We start from the raw sequence: 18,464 nt of genomic DNA, 5'->3' as shown, positions 1-18,464 counted from the left end.
TTCTGCACCGCAGATTCTCCAGTATCGTCGGAAACGATCAACCCTCAACCCCAGGAGGCACCGTTGACTCCCAGCGACGCCGGCACCCCGACCACCGCCGGACAGCCGTACGAGTACCAGCGCCGCCCCCTGACCGAACCCGACTGGACCCGCTTCCCCGGCTGGCGCGACGTCACCACCCAGCAGTGGGAATCCGCCCAATGGCAGCGCGTCAACTGCATCAAGAACATCAAGCAGCTCCGCGCCGTCATGGGCGACCTGCTCGACGAACGCTTCTACGACGACCTCGCCACCGACCAGCAACGCCTGGCCACCATGTCGATGCTCATCCCGCCGCAGATGCTCAACACGATGGTCCCGGCCGAAACGCCCACCACCGAGAGCTTCTACGCCGACCCCATCCGCAACTACATGCTGCCCGTGGCCACCGACCGCCACCTCGACTGGCCGTCACACCCCCACGCCACCCGCGACAGCCTCCACGAACACGACATGTGGGTCGCCGAAGGCCTCACCCACCGCTACCCCACCAAGGTCCTCGCCGAGCTGCTCAGCACCTGCCCCCAGTACTGCGGCCACTGCACCCGCATGGACCTCGTCGGCAACAGCACCCCCACCGTCGACAAACTCAAACTCACCCTCAAACCCGTCGACCGCTACGACGCCCACCTCGCCTACCTCAAGGCCCACCCCGGCGTCCGCGACGTGGTCGTCTCCGGCGGCGACGTCGCCAACGTCCCCTGGAAACAACTCGAGACCTACCTCATGGGGCTGCTGTCCGTCCCCACCGTGCGCGACATCCGCCTCGCCACCAAAGCCCTCATGGGCCTCCCCCAGCACTGGCTCCAGCCCGACGTCGTCGAAGGCCTCAACCGCGTCGCCATCACCGCCGAACGCCGCGGCGTCAACCTCGCCGTGCACACCCACGTCAACCACGTGAACTCGCTGACCCCGCTCGTCGCCAAGGCCGCCCACACGCTGCTCCAGGTCGGCGTCCGCGACGTCCGCAACCAGGGCGTGCTCATGCGCGGCGTCAACGCCACCGCCAAGGACCTGCTCGACCTCTGCTTCGGGCTCCAGGGCGAAGCCGGCATCCTGCCGTACTACTTCTACATGTGCGACATGATCCCCAACGCCGAACACTGGCGCGTCCCCGTCTGGTACGCCCAGCAGCTGCAGCACGACATGATGGGCTACCTGCCCGGATACGCCACCCCGCGGATCGTGTGCGACGTCCCGTTCGTCGGCAAGCGCTGGGTCCACATGGTCGCCGAGTACGACCGCGAGCACGGCATCTCCTACTGGACCAAGAACTACCGCACCTCGATCGAACGCGAGGACGCCGAAGCCCTCAGCAAGCTGTACGCGTACTACGACCCGATCGACACGCTCCCCGAGTCCGGCCAGGACTGGTGGCGTAAACAGGCCACCGAATAACGCACACGAAAAGCCCCGGGCGCCGGCCCGGGGCTTTTCTGTATGGGGGAAATCAGCTCAGCGCATCGCGCACATCGCGGCCCGCGTCCTTCACGTGCTCGCCGGCCTGCTTCGTCTTCGCCGCGGTCTCCTGCGCCTGACCCTCGGCCATGAGCCGCTCGTTGTCCGTGGCGTCGCCGATGCCCTGCTTCGCCTTGCCGGTCATTTCCTCGGCCTTGTTCTTGACCTTGTCAGTGAAGCTCATCGTCAACTCCTCGATGACTCGAACCTGTCTTTGTTCTTGTCGATGAGATCAGTGCCCGAAGGGCTCGTTGTTGAAACCGCGTGCCGCGGCGCACCACCTGTAGAGCATCCTAGGATCCTGAGATATAGGGTGGAACCCATGAGCGATGAGGCGACGTCCTTCGGTTCCGCGTCCGCCGTCTACGAGCGGGGCCGGCCTCCGTACCCCGAGGAGGCGCTGGACTGGCTGCTACCCGCCGGCCGGCCGCGCGTGCTGGACCTCGGCGCGGGCACCGGCAAACTCACCCGACAGATCGCTGCCCGCGGGCTGAGCGTCACCGCCGTCGACCCCTCCGACGGCATGCTCGCCGAGCTCCGGCGCGTGCTGCCCGGCGTACCGGCCCACGAGGGCACCGCCGAACACATCCCGCTGGCCGACGGCAGCGTCGACGCCGTCGTCTGCGCCCAGGCGTGGCACTGGGTCGACCTGGTCCGCGCCGTACCCGAGACCGCCCGGGTCCTCTCCCCCGGCGGCACCCTCGGCCTGATCTGGAACCTGCGCGACGAGACCACCGACTGGGTCCACCGGCTCGGCGATATCCTCCGCTCCCCCGAGCAGCCCCGCCGCACCGACCTGGGCGCGCCCTACGGACCGGTCGAGCACCACACGGTGCGCTGGACCCACCGGCTCGGCCTCGACGAGCTGCTCGACCTCGTCGCCTCGCGCAGTTACGTGATCCTGCTCAGCGACGGCGACCGCGCCGGCCTGCTCGACCGGGTCCGGCACCTGGCCGCCACGCACCCTGACCTGGCCGGCCGGGACGTCTTCGACCTGCCGTACGTCACCCAGTGCGCCCGGGCCACGCTGATGACCTGAACGAGCTCAGCCGGTCCAGCCGTGGCGGATGTTCCACTGATCGTCGTCGCCGTCGGTCGGGTCGAACACGGGGTGCACCACCGGCTTGACCGGCACGATCTGCTCCGGGGTCACCCGCGGCGGCAGGTGACGGTAATCCTCGCGGCTCTTCACTGCCCGTTCCCGTTCCTGATCCCGCATGAGCTCACCGTACGCCCGCCAGACCCGTCACGCGCTGGACCGGCGCGGTGACGAGGTGTATACCGAGAGACGGTCCTGCCCCTTAGCGGAGGAGGCACGGTGACTCCCGCACGCACCCGCCTCGGCCACACGCTCGCGGCCGCCCTGCTCGCCGCCGTCACCCTCGCGCAACCCGCCGGAGCCGTCCCGGCGACCACTCCCGCCGGAGCCGTCACAGCGCCGGCTCCCGGCGCGCCCGGCACCGACGAGCAATACCTGCCCGCCGACAAGTCCGGATTCGGCACGTCCACCACCGCCGCCAGCCCGGTCTGGTTCACCGTGCAGAAGGAGGGCGGCCTCGGCGAGATCTACTACCCCACGATCGGCTCCCCCAGCGCCCGCGCCCTCGACTTCGTCATCGCCGACCGGCACGGTCACGCTGTCCGCGCCGGCGCGGCCGCGGCCGTACGCACCGACCTCACCGACCCGCGCAGCCTCAGCTACCAGCAGACCTTCACCGAACGCTCCGGCCGCTGGCGCCTGACCGCCACCTACGCCACCGACCCGGCCCGCGCCGCCGTCCTCGCCGGCCTGACCTTCACCGCCGCCCACGGCCACACCTACGACCTGTACGCCGTCTACGACCCCGCCCTGGCCAACACCCGCGGCAACGACTCCGGACATACCCGCGGCGACACCCTCCTCGCCACCGACGGCACCGTCGCCAGCGCCCTCACCGCCACACCCGCCTTCGCGGCCACCTCCAACGGCTTCCGCGGCACCAGCGACGGCTGGACCGACCTGCTCGCCGACGGCCGCCTCGACTGGCGCTACCCGACCGCGGACGCCGGCAACCTCGTGCAGACCGCCGCCCTGCGACTCACCGGACCGGCCGGGCACCGGCACGCCACCCTCGCCCTCGGCTTCGGCACACCCGACACCGCCGCGGCCACCGCCCGTGCGTCACTGCGCCACGGATTCGACCGGGTCGCGCGCTCCTACGCGTACGGATGGCACCACTACCTCGACGGCCTCAAGCGCCCCCCGGCCTCCCTGACCACCGCCCAGCAGCGGCAGCTGTACCGGGTGTCCGTCATGGTCCTCGCGGCCAGTGAGGACAAGACCCACCGCGGCGCGTACGTCGCCGCACCCGCCATGCCCTGGGCGTTCGGCCGCGACGACCCCTCCGGGCCCTACCACCTCGTCTGGTCCCGCGACCTCTACCAGATCGCCACCGCCCTGATCAACGCCGGCGACACCCGCGGCGCCGGCCGAGCCCTCGACTTCCTCCTCCGCACCCAGCAGAAACCCGACGGCTCGTTCCCGCAGAACTCCCAGGTCGACGGCACCCCCGTCTGGGGCGGCCTGCAACTCGACGAAGTCGCCCTGCCCATCGTGCTCGCCCACCAGCTCGGCCGCACCGACCCCGCCACCTGGGACCACGTCCGGCGCGCCGCCGACTTCCTCACCGGCTTCACCCAGGACGGCAACCCGGCACCCTGGAGCCCGCAGGACCGCTGGGAGAACCAGTCCGGCTACTCCCCCGCCACCATCGCCGCCGAGATCGCCGGCCTGGTCTGCGCCGCCGCCATCGCCCGCGCCAACGGGGACACCGCCGCCGCCCGCCGCTACCTCACCACCGCCGACGCCTGGCAGGCCCGGGTCAAGGACTGGACGGTCACCAGCACCGGACCGTACTCGCCGAAGCCGTACTTCCTGCGCCTCACCAAGGACGGGAACCCGGACGCCGGCACCACGTACGACATCGGCGACAGCGGCCCCACCGACGTGGACCAGCGCCGCGTCGTCGACCCGGGCTACCTCGAGCTCGTCCGCCTCGGCGTGCTGCCCGCCGGCGACCCCGCCGTCGTCAACACCCTGCGCGTCGTCGACACCCACCTCGGCGTGGCGACCCCCCGCGGCTTCTTTTGGCACCGCGCGTCCTTCGACGGGTACGGCGAGAAGGTCGACGGCACCCAGTGGGACTACGGCCTGCCCGGCGACTCCCGCATCACCCGCGGCCGCGCCTGGCCCCTGCTCAACGGCGAACGCGGCGAATACGCCCTCGCCGCCGGCCGGCCGGGCGCCGCCCGCACCCAGCTCGCCACGATGGCCCGTGCCACCGGCCCCGGCTCCATGCTCCCCGAGCAGGTCTGGGACCGGCAGCCGCCCGGCACCTTCACACCGGGGACACCGACGTTCTCCGCCACGCCACTGGCGTGGACCCACGCCCAGTTCATCCGGCTGGCCTGGAACGTGCACGCCGGGCGAGTGGTCGAGCAACCCGCCATCGTGGCCCGACGGTACGGGTGACAGCTCAGCCGGCCGGAGCCATCCGGGGCGGACGGTTCTCGTACGGCGTGCTCAGCACCACCGTCGTCCGCGTGGTCACGTTCGCCGCCGTACGGATCTCCTGCAGCAACCGCTCCAGATCCGCCGGGCTCGCCACCCGCACCAGCAACATGTAGAAGTCCTCCCCCGCCACCGAATAGCAGGAGTCGATCTCGGACAGATGCGCCAGCCGCTCCGGCGCGTCGTCGGGCTGCGACGGGTCGAACGGGCGGATCGCGACGAACGCCGTCAACGGCAGCTCGAGGGCCTCATACGACACCTTCGCCGTGTACCCGTTGATGACCCCACGCTGCTCGAGGCGGCGTACCCGCTGGTGCACGGCGGACACGCTCAGCCCGACCCGCTCGGCGAGATCGGTGTAGGACAGCCGGCCGTCCGCGGTGAGGGCGCCCACGATCGCCCGGTCGATCTCTTCCACGGCAAGGAACATACCGCCTCCGCTCTCCTGGCCGCCCTCCCGGCTTCGAAAGGTCGGCACTCGCCTCCCGGCCGGCCGGAATCGGCGGATGACCAGGCATGGGAGACCAGCGGCCCGGCGTCGCGTGCCGGACCGCCGGCCGGGCGGCTCCCCTAACGAGGGACCCGGAACTTCGCCCGGGCGGGATTGCACGTGAGAATGGCCGGGAACCTCAGCGGCTCAGGCCCATCGGAAGGACGGCGACCACGTGGAGATCAGCGCCAGCCGCGACGCGGACATCCTGCGGCTGGAACTCCACGGCGCCCTCGACCTGGTCACCGCCGACATCGTCGCCCAGCGCGTCGAACAGGGCCTCGCGGAGAAGCCCGCGGAGCTGATCCTCGACCTGCGCAACGTGAAGTTCTGCGACTCGGCCGGCATCCACATCATGCTGCGCGCCCGCAACGCCGCCCACCGCCAGGGGTCCCGCTTCCGCATCGACAACGTGCACGGGATCATCCGGCGGTCGCTGGAGATCACCGGTGTGCTCGCCGTGCTGACCGCCGGCACCGACGCCTGACCCGCTCCCCGCTCGATCCTCGTCCGCGGCTCGGCTCGGACTCCGACAACGAGGGCGGCTAGCGGAGAAGCCCACGCTCATCGATATGACGCGTCGGGTCGCCCGTGAAGACATCCGCTGCGGTCGGGCCATATGCCAGATTCAGCGTGTCCAGGCGATAGGTCCACTCCCTGAGCCGCGAAGAGAAGCGGTAGTTGACCTGCCAACGCACCCACTCACCCGGCCTCAGCCATACCGCCGGGGGCCGCCGCCACCGCCGGGGCATGCCCCAGGGCGGCACCATCAACTCCACCCGTAGTCGACCGTCGCTCTCCTTCAACCGCACGTCGGCCCGGTCCGGCTGCCCGTCTCGGACCGACTCGCGCGGCTCGAACTCGTACGCCTCGTCCATCACCACCTCGTGGACGACAGGGCACCGAGGCACCGGCAAGGTGAAACCCACCGGAGCGGCGTTCCGAACGGCCGCCGCCGGGCCGCCGCGCGAGCGCTTCGTCCACGACGTCCGCACCCACTGCGTCACGACATCCACGAAGCGATCATGGAAGCCGCTACCCCGCCGAGCAAACGAGTTCGTAGCAGCTCACTCGAAGGCGCTTCGCTGCTCAGAAACGGTTCAACCCTGTGAGCGGCCGCACGCCGCGTAAGGCATCCTAGGATTCTAGGTTGTAGGGGTGGGGCCATCCGGGCCGGTCGACGGGTGGTCAGTCGCGGGTCAGGGAACGGGCGATCACCAGCCGCTGGATCTGGTTGGTGCCCTCCACGATCTGCAGCACCTTCGCTTCCCGGAAGTAGCGCTCCACCGGGAAGTCGCTGACATACCCGGCCCCGCCCAGCACCTGCACGGCGTCGGTGGTCACCTTCATCGCCGTGTCCGTCGCGAACAGCTTCGCCTTCGCCGCCTCCGCCGCGTACGGGCGGCCTGCGTCCTTGAGCCGCGCCGCCGCCAGCATCAGCGCCCGCGCCGCCGCGACCTGCGTCGCCATGTCCGCCAGCAGGAAGCCCACACCCTGGAAGGCCGCGATCGGCTTGCCGAACTGGGTGCGTTCCTTCGCGTACGCGCTCGCCTGGTCGAGCGCCGCCTGGGCCAGCCCCACCGCGCACGCCGCGATGCCGAGCCGGCCCGCGTCCAGGGCCTGCATGGCGATCCGGAACCCGGCGCCCTCCTCCCCCACGAGGCGGTCCACGGGAATCCGCGCGCCGTCGAAGACGATCTGCGCCGGTGCCGACGAGCGCAGGCCCATCGTCCGTTCGGGTTGCTGCGGCAGGAGGCCGGGCGTGGCCGCGTCGGCGAGCAGGCACGAGATGCCCGCGGCGCCGGGACCGCCGGTGCGGCAGAAGACGTTGTAGAAGTCGGCGTGCCCGCCGTGGGTGATCCACGCTTTGGTGCCGGTCACGACGTACTCGTCGGTGTCCCGCACGGCCCGCGTGGCCAGCGACGCGGCGTCACTGCCGCCCTGCGGCTCGGAGAGACAGTACGCGCCCAGCAGGTCGCCGCCGAGCATCTCGGGGAGGTCCTTGCGCTGGCGTTCCGTCCCGAAGGCGGCCACCGGGAAGCAGGACAGCGTGTGCACGCTGACCGCCTCGGCGATCGCGACCCACGAGGTGGCCAGGGTCTCGAGGACCTGGAGATACACCTCGTACGGCTGGCCACCGCCGCCGTCCGCCTCCGGGTACGGCAGCCCGAGCAGCCCGGCCCGCCCGATCGTGCGCAGCACGTCCCGGGGGAACTCGCCCCGTTCCTCGTAGCGCGCCGCCCGCGGGACCAGCTCGCCCTGGGCGATCTCCCGGGTCAGCCCCAGCACCTCGTACGCTTCGTCCGTTGGCAGGATCCGCTCGACCGTCACAAGACCGAGCTTAACGGCCGTTAGGTTTTCCTGTCAGCCCGGCCTCGGTCGCAATTCTCACGCATCGTGCACGATCCCTTACATGCCGTGCTCAGGCGGCGGCGAGCGCGTCGACGAGCCGCCGGGCCGAGCCCGCCAGATTCCACCGCGCCGCCAGGGCCAGCAGCGCCTCGTCGTCCTTCGGCGCCCGGGGCAGGGCCGGGTCGAACGCCGGCAGCGGCACGTCGAGCGCCACCTTGCACACCGGCAGGGCAGCCGCCAGGTAGTCCTTCGCCGCGAGGAGCTTCGTGCGCAGCCCGGGCGCGAAGCCGGACGCCGGGTCGTCGAGGGCGGCGAGGATCTCGTCGATGCCGCCGTAGCGGGCGATCAGGCGGGCAGCCGTCTTCTCCCCCACGCCGGGCACGCCGGGCAGGCCGTCGCTCGGGTCGCCGCGCATGGCGGCGAAGTCGGCATACCAGCGGGCGGGGACGCCGTACTTCGCCTGGACCGCCGCGTCGTCGCTGTCCTCGAGCTTGGCGACGCCGCGGCCGCAGTAGAGCAGCCGGGTGCCCCGGGCGTCGTCGACGAGCTGGTAGAGGTCACGGTCGCCGGAGACCACCTCGACCGGGGCGGGCTGGGTCGCCGCGAGCGTGCCGAGCACGTCGTCGGCCTCGTAACCGTCGACACCGAACGCCGGGATGCCGACGGCCTCGAGCACCTGCAGCAGGACCGGGATCTGCTTCTCCAGCGCGGCCGGGACCTCCTCGACGTCGCCGTGGGCCACGCGGTGCTTCTTGTACGACGGCACCAGCGCCACCCGCCACGCCGGGCGCCACGACGCGTCGAGCGCGCACACCACCCGGCCGGGGCGGCGGGTGCGGATCAGCTGCGCCAGCATGTCGACGAAGCCCCGGACGGCGTTGACGGGCTCCCCCGCCTCCGTCCTAGCGGCGGACTCGGGGATGCCGTGGAACGCGCGGAAATACAGGCTGGGGGCGTCGACGGCCAGCAGAGGTCGCTCGGTCACGGCACCGACCTTAGTCCCGGGGTACGACAACGCGCCGGATCCGGCCGGACCCCTGCGAGCCGCACGGGCCGGTTCTGGCACCCTGTTCATCCATGTTCGTCAACAAGTACGGCAAGGCGATCATCGGTTTCCTGTACGCCGTCGCGTACGTGATCATCCCCCTGCTCTCCGGCGACGGCCGGATCGGCCGCCCGGAGTGGGTGACCGTCGCGATCGCGGTGGTGACGGCGGCGGGGGTCTACCTCGTGCCGCTGGCTCCCGACCGGCCGTGGACGAAGAGCGTCGTCGCGATGCTGCTCGCCGGCCTCAACGTCGCCGCGGTGGTGATCCTCGACGAGCGCATCGACGCCCAGGAGTGGGTCATGATCGTGACGGCGGCGCTGGGCGCGATCGGCATCACCGCCGCACCGGCCCGGACGGAGCCACCCAAGGACAAGGCGACGGTCGGCACTACGGTGGCAGTGGGCTGGGGCTTCGACCGGCACAGCGAGCAGACGACAGATCAGACGAAGGTGGTCAAGGGTGCGTAACGGGTTCCGGTGGTCCGCGGTCGGTGCTCTCGCGGGGCTGGGGGTGCTGGCGCTCGCCGGTCCCGCCGCCGCGCACGTCGAGGTGAGCGCGGACAAGGACCGGGCCGGGGCGTCCGACGTGACGCTGACCTTCCACGGCGAGGCGGAGAGCACGTCCGCGGGCATCAAGAGCGAGCGGGTCGTGCTGCCCGAGGGGATCTACCCGGCCACGGTGACGCTGGTGAAGGCGCCGGCCGGGTGGACGTTCACGCGCGGCGCGGACGGGTTCACCGTCGGCGGCAAGGCGCTCAAGGTCGGCGCCGACGCGGAGTGGAAGGTCAAGATCGCCAAGCTGCCCGACGGCGAGACGCGGCTGTCGTTCAAGACCCTGGAGACGTACGGGGACGGCAAGGTCTCGCGCTGGATCGAGATCCAGAAGGCGGGGGCGGACGAGCCGGACAACCCGGCGCCCCTGGTGACCCTGAAGCCCGGCCCGAAGGCGCCGGTCACCTCGGCCACGCCGTCGGAGACCACGTCGGCTCCCGCCGCCTCCGGGCCGGCTCCGGCCGGCGTCGCGCCGACCACGCCGGCGCCCGCCCAGGCGGCCGTCGAGGACGACGGTGGCACGTCACTGTGGTGGGTCTGGGTGACCGTGGGCGCGCTGGTCGTGGCCGGCGGTGCCGTCCTCCTCCTGCGGCGGCGGCGCCCGGACCGGTCCTGACGACCGGCGCGCCGCAGCTCAGCCGGCGGCCGCCTCCTGCTGGATCCGGTCGAACTGGGCGGCCATCGCGGCGGCCAGCGCCTGGGCGGCGGACAGCGGCCGCACCATCACCGTGAACTCGTCGATCAGGCCGTTCTCGTCGAGGTGCAGGAAGTCGCAGCCTTCGACCGCGACGTCACCGATCCGCGCCTCGAACACCAGCGCATGGTCGCGGCCGCCGTCGCCGCTCAGCTCGCGGACGTACCGGAAATCCTCGAAGACCCGCAGCACGCCGCGCAGGATCGCCGCGGTGATGGCCTTGCCCGGGTAGGGCTTGAACGCCACCGGGCTGCGGAAAACCACGGTGCCGGCCAGGGTCGCCGTGATGGCGTCGGGGTCACGTGCTTCCACCGCACTGCGAAAGTCGGTCACCGCACGAGCGTACGGGCCGGCGGAAATGTCACAGGTGGCCGGTACGGTCGGGCCCATGTCGGCACCTGGGGACGTTCCGTCCGCGATCCTGGAGCGGCTGCGATCGATCTGCCGGTCGCTGCCGGAGACGCACGAGGAACCGGCCTGGATCGGCGTGCGCTGGCGGATCCGGCAGCGCACGATCGCCCACGTGTATGAGGCCGGGCCCGGCCGCGCCCCGGTGCGCCCCGGCCGGCCGTTCACGGAGGCGATCCTGCTGACGTTCCGCGTACCGGCGGACGACCTGCTCGGCCTGACCGCCGACGGTTTCCCGTATTTCCGCGCCGACTGGGGACACAACGTCGCCGCCGCCGTCCTCGGCGACCACACCGACTGGACGGAGATCGCCGAGCTTCTCACGGACAGCTACTGCGAGATGGCCCCGAAGTTCCTCATCGCCCGGCTCCCCGGGCTGATGGTCACCGACCGGCAGCCACAGCCTGCCCGCGGGCGAAGACAGCCCGGACGCGGCGCAGCGCCACGGGATCGGTGAGGGGGTTGCCGTCCACCGCCAGAACGTCCGCGTCGAAGCCGGCCGCCAGCCGGCCCTTGCTCCCGGCGAGTCCGCACGCCGCGGCGGCGACCGACGTGGCCGAGCGCAACGCGCCCACTGGGCCGAGCACCACGTCACTCGCCTGAGCGATCGCGTACGGCAGCACGTCGTGCGGCTTGCTCACCTCGATGCCCGCGTCCGTACCGACGAGCAGCCGCGCACCCGCCTCGTGCAGGCCCCGGAAGTTCGCGATGATCCGCGGCGTCCGCTCCCGCACCGCCGGGGAGGTCACCGCGCCGGGCACGGGGGCGTTGCCGGCGACGATCCCGACGGGGACCCGGCTGCGTCCGATGCGGCCGATCAGGTCACCCGGCTCGTCGACGCCGTCGGCGCTCCAGAACGTGACGTGCTCGAGCCCGTCGACGCCGGCGTCCAGCGACTCGCGGATCGACGCGGTGCCGTGGGCGTGCGCGACGACCGGCAGGCCGCGCCGGTGGGCCTCGTCCACCAGAGCACGCAGCACCGCGGGCGGGAACTGGGACTGTTCCATCCGGGTGCCGGGGGTCATCCGGCCGCCGCTGGCCATGACCTTGACGACGTCGGCGCCGCGCCCGGCGCGGTCGGCCACGGCCGCACGCACCGCGTTCCCGGACGCCTCCACCGCGCCGCCGAGGAAGTGGCAGTGCCCGCCGGGCGTGGTGATCGGCGGCCCGGCCGCGACGATCGTGGGGAGATCCTCGCGGCCGCGCAGCCGCAGCGAGAGGTAGTGCAGGTCGCCGAGGTCGCGCACCGTGGTGACGCCGCCGAGCAGGGCCGTACGGGCGGCAGCAGCCATGGCCGCGAGCACCTGCTCCTCGTCACGCGCGGCGAGGGCGGAGACCGGGTCCGCGCCGGCGTCGAACGCGAGGTGGGCGTGGGTGTCGATGAGCCCGGGCAGCAGGGTCGCCCCGGGAAGGTCGACGACCCGGGCGTGCGGCGGCACCGGCGTCCCACTGCCGACGGAGACGATGGTCCCGCCGTCCACGATGACCACGGGGTCGGGCAGGAGGGACCCGGACACACTGTCGAAGAGGGCGCCGGAGCGGATCGCGAGCAGCGCGGACCTCACGCCGGATCCCGCCGGCCGCCGTGGGAGCCGATCAGCGCGCCGGCCACCGTGGCGGCATCGGCGTCGGCGACGTCGGCCGGGTACTCGGGCAGGAGGTCGTCCCAAACCACCAGCCAGGATCCGTACAGCTGGGCTTGCCCCTCGGGCCGGGCGAAGAACCAGACGTGCAGATGCGCGGCGCCGTCGCCGATCCGGTAGACGTGCGCCCGCGAGACGTGCGGAAGGGCCTGCATGTGCCGCACGATGCGCGTGGTCAGCAGCCCCAGCTCGGCGGCCAGCTCGTCGGGGAGGTCGGCCATGTCGTGGTGGTCGCGCGGGTACAGCATGAGCACCAGCGGCACGCCCACCCCCGGGACCCGGGCCAGCCGCCAGCGATCGTTGAACCAGATCCCCTCGTCCCGGTCGCGGCAGTTCCGGCAGTCCGCCGGGTCCTCGCCGTGCCGGGCGGTCTCGGGAAGCACCGGCGGGCGCAGCGGCGAGACTCGCAGTCCGTCCTGTTCGAACGGGCTGATGTCCCAGCTCGTCATGCGCGCCAGTGGAAGCCGCCGCTCACCGTCCGCGGCGGCGAGGGCATGGTCGTAGAACTCCTCAGGGGACAGTGCCATGCGCGCACGGTAGTACGGCAGCGCTCGGGGCTCAGCCCACGCGGGCCGCCTCCCGATGAGGGCTCTTTGTGGCCTCGGCGGCGTCGGCGCGGTGGGCGGCGCGGACGTCCGCGAGCGCCGCGGCGAGCGCCACCACGACGAAGGCGATCGTGACCAGCAGGGCCGTACGGAAGGCCAGGGACCAGCTGCCGCCGTTCGTGGCGAGGCGGTTGAAGAAGACCGCGCCGACCATGGCGATGCCCAGCGCCGTGCCGATGCGCTGGCCGGTCTGCAGCACCGCGCCCGCGCTGCCGGCCCGGCGGACCGGGACCTCGGAGAGCGTCAGGGTCTGGTTGGGGCTGATCACGAGGCCGCTGCCGATGCCGGCCACGAGCAGCGGCAGCGCGGCCGCCCAGCCGGCGTTGTGGCCCGGCACGAAGTGCAGCGCCACCACGGTCGCGGCGAGGCCGGCGGCGACCAGGGCCAGGCCGGTGGCCACCAGGGGGCGGCCGAAGCGGTTGACCACGCGGCCGCCGAGCCCGGCCGCCACGGCCGAGCCGATGGCGAACGGTGTGATGGCCACGCCCGCGGCCAGGGCGCTGTAGCGCAGCCCGCTCTGCAGGTAGAGCGTGTAGATGAAGAAGATGGTCGTGAAGCCGGCGAAGTAGAAGAAGCCGATCAGCGCGCCAAGGCTGTACGACCGCATCCCGAACAGCCCGAGCTCGATCACCGGCGTGCCGCCGCGGCGGGCGAAGCGGCGTTCCCAGGCGAGGAACCCGCCGAGCACCGCGAGACCGGCTACGAGCAGCAGCCACTTGGCCGGCCCCTGCCATTCGCGCTCCTGGACCAGCGGCAGGAGGACCAGGAAGACGCCGACGCCGAGCAGGGTCACGCCGGCCGGGTCGAGGCTTTCGCGTTCCTGTTCCTCGGGGCTGCGGGCGGGGATCCACAGGCGGCCGAGCACGATGGCGGCGATGCCGATGGGCACGTTGATGAAGAAGATCCAGCGCCAGCCCTGCTCGGCGCCGAGCAGCTGGATGAGCAGCCCGCCGAGCAGCGGGCCGACCGCGGTGGAGATGCCGATCGTGGCGCCGAGCAGGCCGAACGGGCGGCCCCGCTCGCGCGGCTCGAACAGCTGCTGGACCAGGCCGGACACCTGCGGGTTGACCACGCCGGCCGCGGCGCCCTGCACCAGCCGGGCGATGATCAGCCACAGCGCGCTGGTGGCGAGGCCGGCCGCGGCGCTGGCGAGGGTGAAGACCGCCAGGCCGGCGATGAACACGTCGCGGCGGCCGCGGGCGTCGCCGAACCGGCCGGCGGGCACGAGCAGCAGCCCGAACGTGAGCGCGTACCCGGACAGCACCCACTGCAGGCCGCCGGGGCTCAGGTCCAGGTCGGCGCGGATCGACGGCAGGGCGACGTTGACGATGCTGACGTCGAGCAGGGTCATGAACCCCGCCACGAGCGCCACCGTCATGGCTTTCCAACGGCTGGTCACCGGCCCGTGGTTCCCGCACGGGCCGGTGGGAAACCGTGACTACCGGTACAGCCGCAGGTCCGCGATGCTCCACCAGTTCCCGCTGGTACCGGTGTTGGTGACGCGCAGGTACCGGGCCCGGGTGAGCGGCACACCGACCGTGGTGAGCTGTCCGGTGCCGGTGCCCTCGGCCAGGGTGCGCCAGTGGGTGCCGTCGGTGCTGGCGCTCAGCGTCCAGGCCCGGGCGTAGTCGCCGAGGTTGTCGCCGCTGTCGATCGCGACCTTGCGGAACCACTGCGGCGTACCGAGGTCGGCCTGCAGGTACTGGCCGGGCTGCTGCGCGGCGCCGCTGGACCAGCGGGTCGAGGCGTCGCCGTCGACGGCCGCGGCCGGGTTCTCACCGGCCGGCGAGGCGGTGGCGGTGGCGTCGTCGACCGTGATCAGCCGTTCCGCACCGGAGCCGAAGGAACCGCGCGGCCACACGAACGTGGCGAGGGCCCCGCCCGGCAGCTCGTACTCGAAGGTGTGGTCGCCGACGGCCACGGCGAACGAGCGCGGGTTGTCGTTCTCGTTGTGCACGACGAGCGCGGTGGAGCCGTCGGGGTTGCGGAACGCCACGTCCATGATCTGGCCGTTCCAGCCGACCGTGCCGAACGAGGTGCTGGCGATGCGGACCGCGCCGGGGCGGACGAACTTCGCCAGGTGCCCGATGGTGAAGTACTCGGCGTCGCGGGTGACGCTGCCGTCGGCCTGCAGGGTGAGCAGCCCGGTGCAGGTGCCGCAGCCGCCGAGGTGCGGGCCGCCCGTGCTGTCGAGCGCGATGTTCCAGTTGATGACCGACTTCGCCCAGTTGCGGGTGGTGCCGACGGCGAGCGTACGGGCGTGCCAGGTCAGCGTGCCGCGGAAGATCTGCTCCGGGGTGTCGTTCTCCCCGTGCGAGCCGGAGCACTCGGTGAACCAGATGCCCTTGCCCGGGTACGCCTCGTGCAGCTTGCTCATGTCGCCGGGGTCGCCGGAGTAGCAGTGGTACGCGGTCCCGGCCAGCCACTTACCGGCGGGTGAGGCGAGCAGCCGGTACGGGTAGTCGGTCTCCGGGTCCTCACCGGGCGGCGTGGTCGCGACGTCCCCGGGATGCGTGGTCCAGTTGTGGTCGTACCCGAGGATCTTCGTCCGGGGGCTGGCCCGGCGCAGCAGCGGCCCGAGCGCCTCGATGACCTTCGCCTCCTGCGGGACCGGCATGGCCGTGCCGGGGTACCCGCCGTCGTGACGGTTCTGCGGCTCGTTCTGCACGGTCAGGTAGTCGATCGGCACGCCGGCCCGCGCGTACGCCTGGACGTACTTGACCAGGTAGCGGGCGTACGCGTCGTAGATCGCCGGGTCGTCCTTGAGGTGGCCGCCCATGAGCGAGTCGCTCGTCTTCATCCACGCCGGCGGGCTCCACGGCGTACCCATGATCGTGAGCTGGGGGTTGAGCTGCCGGGCCCGGCGCAGCAGGGGCAGGATCTGCGCCTCGTCGTGGGCGATGCTGAAGTGCCGCAGGGCGAAGTCGGTCCGCCCGGCGGGCACGTCGTCGTACGTGTAGTGCTGCGGCGCGGCGGTGAAGTCGGACGAGCCGACCGGCTGGCGCAGGAAGCTGACGCCGATGCCCTGCCGCGGGTCGAACAGCGAGCGCATCGCGGCGTCGCGGGCGGCCGGGTCCAGCCGGTACAGCACGCTCGCCGCGGAATCGGTCAGCGAGGCGCCGAAGCCGTCCATGCGCTGGTAGCGGGTGCCGGGGTCGACCGTGATCGTCGTCAGGTCGCTGCCGCCGCGGGTGAAGGAGACCGGCGCCCGCTCGTGCAGCTGCTCGGCCCGGTCGGGGGTGGTGACCCAGACCCTCGCCTGGGGTACGCGCTCCCGGTGGGCCGGCGCGGGCCCGGCCGAGAGCAGCAGGACCGCGGCGGTGACCGCCGCGCCGAACGCTCGCCGCCTCATGGCACTCCTCTGTAACACTATGAAACAACAGGTATCGATGGCACGGTCAGGAAACAAGCGCGAAACGGTCCTGTCAAGACCTGCTGGGCGGCAGTACGCTGCCACCCATGAAACAAGGCGATGTAACAAGTCGGGGCGGGGGCACCGTCCGGGAGGTCGCCGCCGCCACCGGCGTGTCGATCGCCACCGTGTCGCGGGTGCTCAACGGCCGCGGCAACGTCGCACCTGAGACCCGGGAGCTGGTCGAGCAGGCCCTCGAGCGGCTCGGCGCCGCGGGACCACGGCCGCGCGCCGCCGCCCGGGCCGCCACCGGGCCCGTGTTCGTGCGGTGCCCGTACCTGCTGACCGATTACTTCGGCGTCATCGTCTCCTCGGTCGCCGAGACGCTCGAGCTGCACGGGCGTACGGTTCTGCTCAACGCCGGCGAGGCCGCCCAGGAGGCGCACGTGCTGACCCGGCTGCCGAACCGGCCCGGCATCGCCGGGGCCGTGCTGATCCTCCCGCCCGAGCCCGCCGAGGACCTGGCCGCCCTGCGCGCGCGGCAGTTCCCGTTCGTCGTGGTGGACCCGCGGGTGCCGCCGCCACGCGACACGCTCGCCGTCTCCGCCGCCCACGCGGCCGGGGCCCGCGCGCTCACCGCCCACCTGACCTCGCTGGGCCACCGCCGCATCGGCGTGATCGCCGGGCCGGACGAGTGGCTCGCCAGCGACGCGCGCCTCGCCGGGCACGCGGCCGCCCTCGCCGACGCCGGCGTGCTGGCCGCTCCGGGGCTGGTCCGGCACGTGGAGCCGACCGTCGCGTGGGGCCGGCGTGCCGCCGGCGAGCTGCTCGACCTCACCGAGCCGCCGACCGCGATCATCGGCTTCAACGACAAGACCGCGATCGGGGCGCTGCAGGCCGCGGCCGAGCGCGGGCTGCGGGTCCCGGACGACCTGTCCATCGCCGGGTACGACGACATCGACCTCAGCCGCGCCACCAGCCCCCAGCTGACCACCGTGCGCCAGCCGCTCGCCGAGCTCGGCCGGATGGCGGTCTCGCTGCTCGTGCGCGTCCTCGACCGGCACCGGGTGCAGGCGTTGCACGTCGAGCTGGCCACCGAGCTGGTCGTGCGGGACTCCACCGGGGCCGTACCCACCCGGTAGGGTGCGGCCGTGACCTCCTTCGCAACGGTGGGCGCCGGATGGCGCGCGGAGATGTTCTGGCGTGTCGCGGAAGGGCTCGACACGGTCGACTGCGTCGGCACGGTCGTCCGGAGCCCCCGGTCGCTGGCGGTGCCCACGTACGGGTCGCTGGCCGAGTGCGTCGAGCAGGCCCGGCCGGACTTCATCGTCACGGCCGTGTCCTGGGACGCCAACCCCGGCGTGATCACCGAGGCGGTCGAGCGCGGCCTGCCGGTGCTCGCCGAGACCCCGCCCGCGTCCGACGCCGACGGGCTGCGCCGGTTGTGGGCCGACGTCGGCGAGTCCGGGCTCGTGCAGGTCGCCGAGCAGTACCTCCTGGTGCCCTCGCACGCCGCCCGGGCCGAGGCGGTGCGCCGCGGCCTCATCGGCACGCCCAGCCAGGTGCAGGTGTCCTCGACGCACATGTACCACGCGGTCTCGCTCATGCGCGGCCTGCTCGGCGCCGGGCGCGGGCCGGTGACCGTCCGCGCCACCCGCACCACCGCGCCCCTGGTCGACCCGCTCACCCGCGACGGCTGGACCGACGACACCGACCCGAAGCCGGCGTCCACGATCATCGCGACCATGGACTTCGGCGACGGGATGTCCGGGCTCTACGACTTCACCGACAACCAGTGGCACAACCAGCTGCGGTTCCGCCGGCTCGTGGTGCGCGGCAGCCACGGGGAGCTGCGCGACGACGAGGTGGTCCGGCTCACCGGCCCGCGCACGATCGTGCGGACACCGCTGGTACGCCGGCAGACCGGTTACGACCTCGACCTCGACGGCTTCGACACCGACACGATCACGTTCGGCGGCGAGGTGCTCTACCGCAACCCGTACCCGGGCCGGCGCTGGATGGACGAGGAGATCGCCATCGGTACCCTGCTCGACGCCACCGCCGTCTGGGTCCGCGGCGACGGGCCGGCGCCGTACCCGCTCGCCGACGGCGCCCAGGACCACCTGGTCGCGCTCGCCGCCGAGGAGGCCGCCGCCACCGACCGTACGGTGACCACGCAGGTGGAAGCCTGGGCGTAAACCGGTTGCCGTCCGGCGTCCCGGTTCAGAAGCACCGCCCGCATGCCGATCCCGGAGAGGACAGCGCCCCACCGTC

The 18,464-nt window shown here is 72.4% G+C and carries 20 protein-coding genes; 9 read left to right on the top strand and 11 right to left on the bottom strand.

Features of this window, described 5'->3' with window-relative positions; genetic code table 11:
• The first annotated feature begins 63 nt into the window (after nt 1-63).
• Nucleotides 64-1,437, top strand: a complete 1,374-nt coding sequence (locus tag IT780_RS01170) for a KamA family radical SAM protein (protein ID WP_199509459.1) — start codon at nt 64-66, stop codon at nt 1,435-1,437.
• A gap of 52 nt (nt 1,438-1,489) precedes the next feature.
• On the opposite strand, the gene IT780_RS01165 is transcribed toward IT780_RS01170, so the two are convergent.
• Nucleotides 1,490-1,681 carry a CsbD family protein gene (locus IT780_RS01165; RefSeq protein ID WP_199509458.1) on the bottom strand — a complete coding sequence of 64 codons (192 nt, stop codon included), beginning with the start codon at nt 1,679-1,681 and terminating at the stop codon, nt 1,490-1,492.
• Between the two features lie 138 nt (nt 1,682-1,819).
• Between IT780_RS01165 and IT780_RS01160 the strand changes: the two genes are divergently transcribed.
• Nucleotides 1,820-2,536, top strand: coding sequence for a class I SAM-dependent methyltransferase (locus IT780_RS01160; RefSeq protein ID WP_199509457.1), 717 nt, complete (start codon nt 1,820-1,822; stop codon nt 2,534-2,536).
• Nucleotides 2,537-2,542: 6 nt separating this feature from the next.
• Here the strand turns inward: IT780_RS01160 and IT780_RS01155 are convergent, their stop codons facing one another.
• Nucleotides 2,543-2,716 (bottom strand): hypothetical protein, encoded by a 174-nt coding sequence (locus IT780_RS01155; protein ID WP_199509456.1) that lies wholly within the window; start codon nt 2,714-2,716, stop codon nt 2,543-2,545.
• 99 nt (nt 2,717-2,815) lie between these two features.
• Between IT780_RS01155 and IT780_RS01150 the strand changes: the two genes are divergently transcribed.
• Complete coding sequence (locus IT780_RS01150) at nt 2,816-5,008, top strand: glycoside hydrolase family 15 protein (RefSeq protein ID WP_199509455.1); 2,193 nt, start codon at nt 2,816-2,818, stop codon at nt 5,006-5,008.
• A gap of 4 nt (nt 5,009-5,012) precedes the next feature.
• Here the strand turns inward: IT780_RS01150 and IT780_RS01145 are convergent, their stop codons facing one another.
• Complete coding sequence (locus IT780_RS01145; RefSeq protein ID WP_199509454.1) at nt 5,013-5,465, bottom strand: Lrp/AsnC family transcriptional regulator; 453 nt, start codon at nt 5,463-5,465, stop codon at nt 5,013-5,015.
• Nucleotides 5,466-5,712: 247 nt separating this feature from the next.
• On the opposite strand from IT780_RS01145, the gene IT780_RS01140 reads away from it, so the two are divergent.
• Nucleotides 5,713-6,024 carry an STAS domain-containing protein gene (locus IT780_RS01140; protein WP_199509453.1) on the top strand — a complete coding sequence of 104 codons (312 nt, stop codon included), beginning with the start codon at nt 5,713-5,715 and terminating at the stop codon, nt 6,022-6,024.
• Nucleotides 6,025-6,082: 58 nt separating this feature from the next.
• On the opposite strand, the gene IT780_RS01135 is transcribed toward IT780_RS01140, so the two are convergent.
• The 3 genes from IT780_RS01135 to IT780_RS01125 all read right to left on the bottom strand — a co-directional run bounded on the left by IT780_RS01135 (nt 6,083) and on the right by IT780_RS01125 (nt 8,874).
• Nucleotides 6,083-6,553 (bottom strand): hypothetical protein, encoded by a 471-nt coding sequence (locus IT780_RS01135; RefSeq protein ID WP_199509452.1) that lies wholly within the window; start codon nt 6,551-6,553, stop codon nt 6,083-6,085.
• A gap of 172 nt (nt 6,554-6,725) precedes the next feature.
• On the bottom strand, nt 6,726-7,868 hold the full coding sequence (locus tag IT780_RS01130) for an acyl-CoA dehydrogenase family protein (RefSeq protein WP_199509451.1): 1,143 nt from the start codon (nt 7,866-7,868) through the stop codon (nt 6,726-6,728).
• 91 nt (nt 7,869-7,959) lie between these two features.
• On the bottom strand, nt 7,960-8,874 hold the full coding sequence (locus tag IT780_RS01125; RefSeq protein ID WP_307830986.1) for a 5'-3' exonuclease: 915 nt from the start codon (nt 8,872-8,874) through the stop codon (nt 7,960-7,962).
• A 92-nt stretch (nt 8,875-8,966) separates the two neighbouring features.
• On the opposite strand from IT780_RS01125, the gene IT780_RS01120 reads away from it, so the two are divergent.
• Both IT780_RS01120 and IT780_RS01115 read left to right on the top strand, forming a co-directional pair.
• Nucleotides 8,967-9,404 (top strand): hypothetical protein, encoded by a 438-nt coding sequence (locus IT780_RS01120; RefSeq protein WP_199509449.1) that lies wholly within the window; start codon nt 8,967-8,969, stop codon nt 9,402-9,404.
• Entirely contained in the window at nt 9,397-10,104 is a 708-nt protein-coding gene (locus tag IT780_RS01115) for a DUF1775 domain-containing protein (RefSeq protein ID WP_199509448.1), read from the top strand. Before IT780_RS01120 ends, IT780_RS01115 begins: the two co-directional genes overlap by 8 nt.
• Nucleotides 10,105-10,122: 18 nt before the next feature.
• Here IT780_RS01115 and IT780_RS01110 read toward each other — a convergent pair whose 3' ends face one another.
• Nucleotides 10,123-10,515, bottom strand: coding sequence for a nuclear transport factor 2 family protein (locus tag IT780_RS01110; RefSeq protein WP_199509447.1), 393 nt, complete (start codon nt 10,513-10,515; stop codon nt 10,123-10,125).
• 55 nt (nt 10,516-10,570) lie between these two features.
• Here IT780_RS01110 and IT780_RS01105 point away from each other — a divergent pair, with 55 nt between their 5' ends.
• Nucleotides 10,571-11,047 (top strand): MmcQ/YjbR family DNA-binding protein, encoded by a 477-nt coding sequence (locus IT780_RS01105; protein WP_199509446.1) that lies wholly within the window; start codon nt 10,571-10,573, stop codon nt 11,045-11,047.
• Here IT780_RS01105 and IT780_RS01100 read toward each other — a convergent pair.
• Genes IT780_RS01100 through IT780_RS01085 form a run of 4 tightly spaced genes read right to left on the bottom strand, consistent with a single transcriptional unit; the run spans nt 10,974 to nt 16,190 of the window.
• The gene (locus IT780_RS01100; RefSeq protein WP_307830985.1) at nt 10,974-12,155 is read right to left on the bottom strand and encodes an amidohydrolase family protein; all 1,182 of its coding nucleotides are present in this window, start codon (nt 12,153-12,155) and stop codon (nt 10,974-10,976) included. The two genes, IT780_RS01105 and IT780_RS01100, sit on opposite strands and share 74 nt — an antisense overlap.
• Nucleotides 12,152-12,760, bottom strand: a complete 609-nt coding sequence (locus tag IT780_RS01095; RefSeq protein WP_199509445.1) for an HIT family protein — start codon at nt 12,758-12,760, stop codon at nt 12,152-12,154. The genes IT780_RS01100 and IT780_RS01095 overlap by 4 nt, the downstream gene beginning before the upstream one ends.
• 31 nt (nt 12,761-12,791) lie before the next feature.
• The gene (locus IT780_RS01090) at nt 12,792-14,216 is read right to left on the bottom strand and encodes an MFS transporter (RefSeq protein ID WP_199510027.1); all 1,425 of its coding nucleotides are present in this window, start codon (nt 14,214-14,216) and stop codon (nt 12,792-12,794) included.
• A gap of 60 nt (nt 14,217-14,276) precedes the next feature.
• A complete protein-coding gene (locus IT780_RS01085) occupies nt 14,277-16,190 on the bottom strand; it encodes a discoidin domain-containing protein (protein ID WP_199509444.1) in 1,914 nt (637 codons plus the stop codon).
• 107 nt (nt 16,191-16,297) lie between these two features.
• Here IT780_RS01085 and IT780_RS01080 point away from each other — a divergent pair, with 107 nt between their 5' ends.
• Nucleotides 16,298-17,332: a LacI family DNA-binding transcriptional regulator gene (locus tag IT780_RS01080; RefSeq protein WP_199509443.1), complete on the top strand. Its 1,035-nt coding sequence runs from the start codon at nt 16,298-16,300 to the stop codon at nt 17,330-17,332.
• 9 nt (nt 17,333-17,341) lie between these two features.
• On the top strand, nt 17,342-18,388 hold the full coding sequence (locus IT780_RS01075; RefSeq protein WP_199509442.1) for a Gfo/Idh/MocA family protein: 1,047 nt from the start codon (nt 17,342-17,344) through the stop codon (nt 18,386-18,388).
• Nucleotides 18,389-18,464: the final 76 nt, after the last annotated feature.

This window comes from Nucisporomicrobium flavum (assembly GCF_016464385.1).
GTDB classification, from domain to species: Bacteria; Actinomycetota; Actinomycetes; order Mycobacteriales; family Micromonosporaceae; genus Actinoplanes; species Actinoplanes flavus_A.
Note: the sequence above shows the minus strand (reverse complement) of the source record. Positions and strands in the feature narration are given on the sequence as shown.

Excerpts from the sequence above, each read along its gene's own strand:
- IT780_RS01085 (WP_199509444.1), bottom strand. The coding sequence starts at position 16,190 with ATGAGGCGGCGAGCGTTCGGCGCGGCGGTCACCGCCGCGGTCCTGCTG.
- IT780_RS01080 (WP_199509443.1), top strand. The coding sequence starts at position 16,298 with ATGAAACAAGGCGATGTAACAAGTCGGGGCGGGGGCACCGTCCGGGAG.
- IT780_RS01105 (WP_199509446.1), top strand. The coding sequence starts at position 10,571 with ATGTCGGCACCTGGGGACGTTCCGTCCGCGATCCTGGAGCGGCTGCGA.
- IT780_RS01090 (WP_199510027.1), bottom strand. The coding sequence starts at position 14,216 with ATGACGGTGGCGCTCGTGGCGGGGTTCATGACCCTGCTCGACGTCAGC.
- IT780_RS01120 (WP_199509449.1), top strand. The coding sequence starts at position 8,967 with ATGTTCGTCAACAAGTACGGCAAGGCGATCATCGGTTTCCTGTACGCC.
- IT780_RS01155 (WP_199509456.1), bottom strand. The coding sequence starts at position 2,716 with ATGCGGGATCAGGAACGGGAACGGGCAGTGAAGAGCCGCGAGGATTAC.
- IT780_RS01095 (WP_199509445.1), bottom strand. The coding sequence starts at position 12,760 with ATGGCACTGTCCCCTGAGGAGTTCTACGACCATGCCCTCGCCGCCGCG.
- IT780_RS01160 (WP_199509457.1), top strand. The coding sequence starts at position 1,820 with ATGAGCGATGAGGCGACGTCCTTCGGTTCCGCGTCCGCCGTCTACGAG.
- IT780_RS01165 (WP_199509458.1), bottom strand. The coding sequence starts at position 1,681 with ATGAGCTTCACTGACAAGGTCAAGAACAAGGCCGAGGAAATGACCGGC.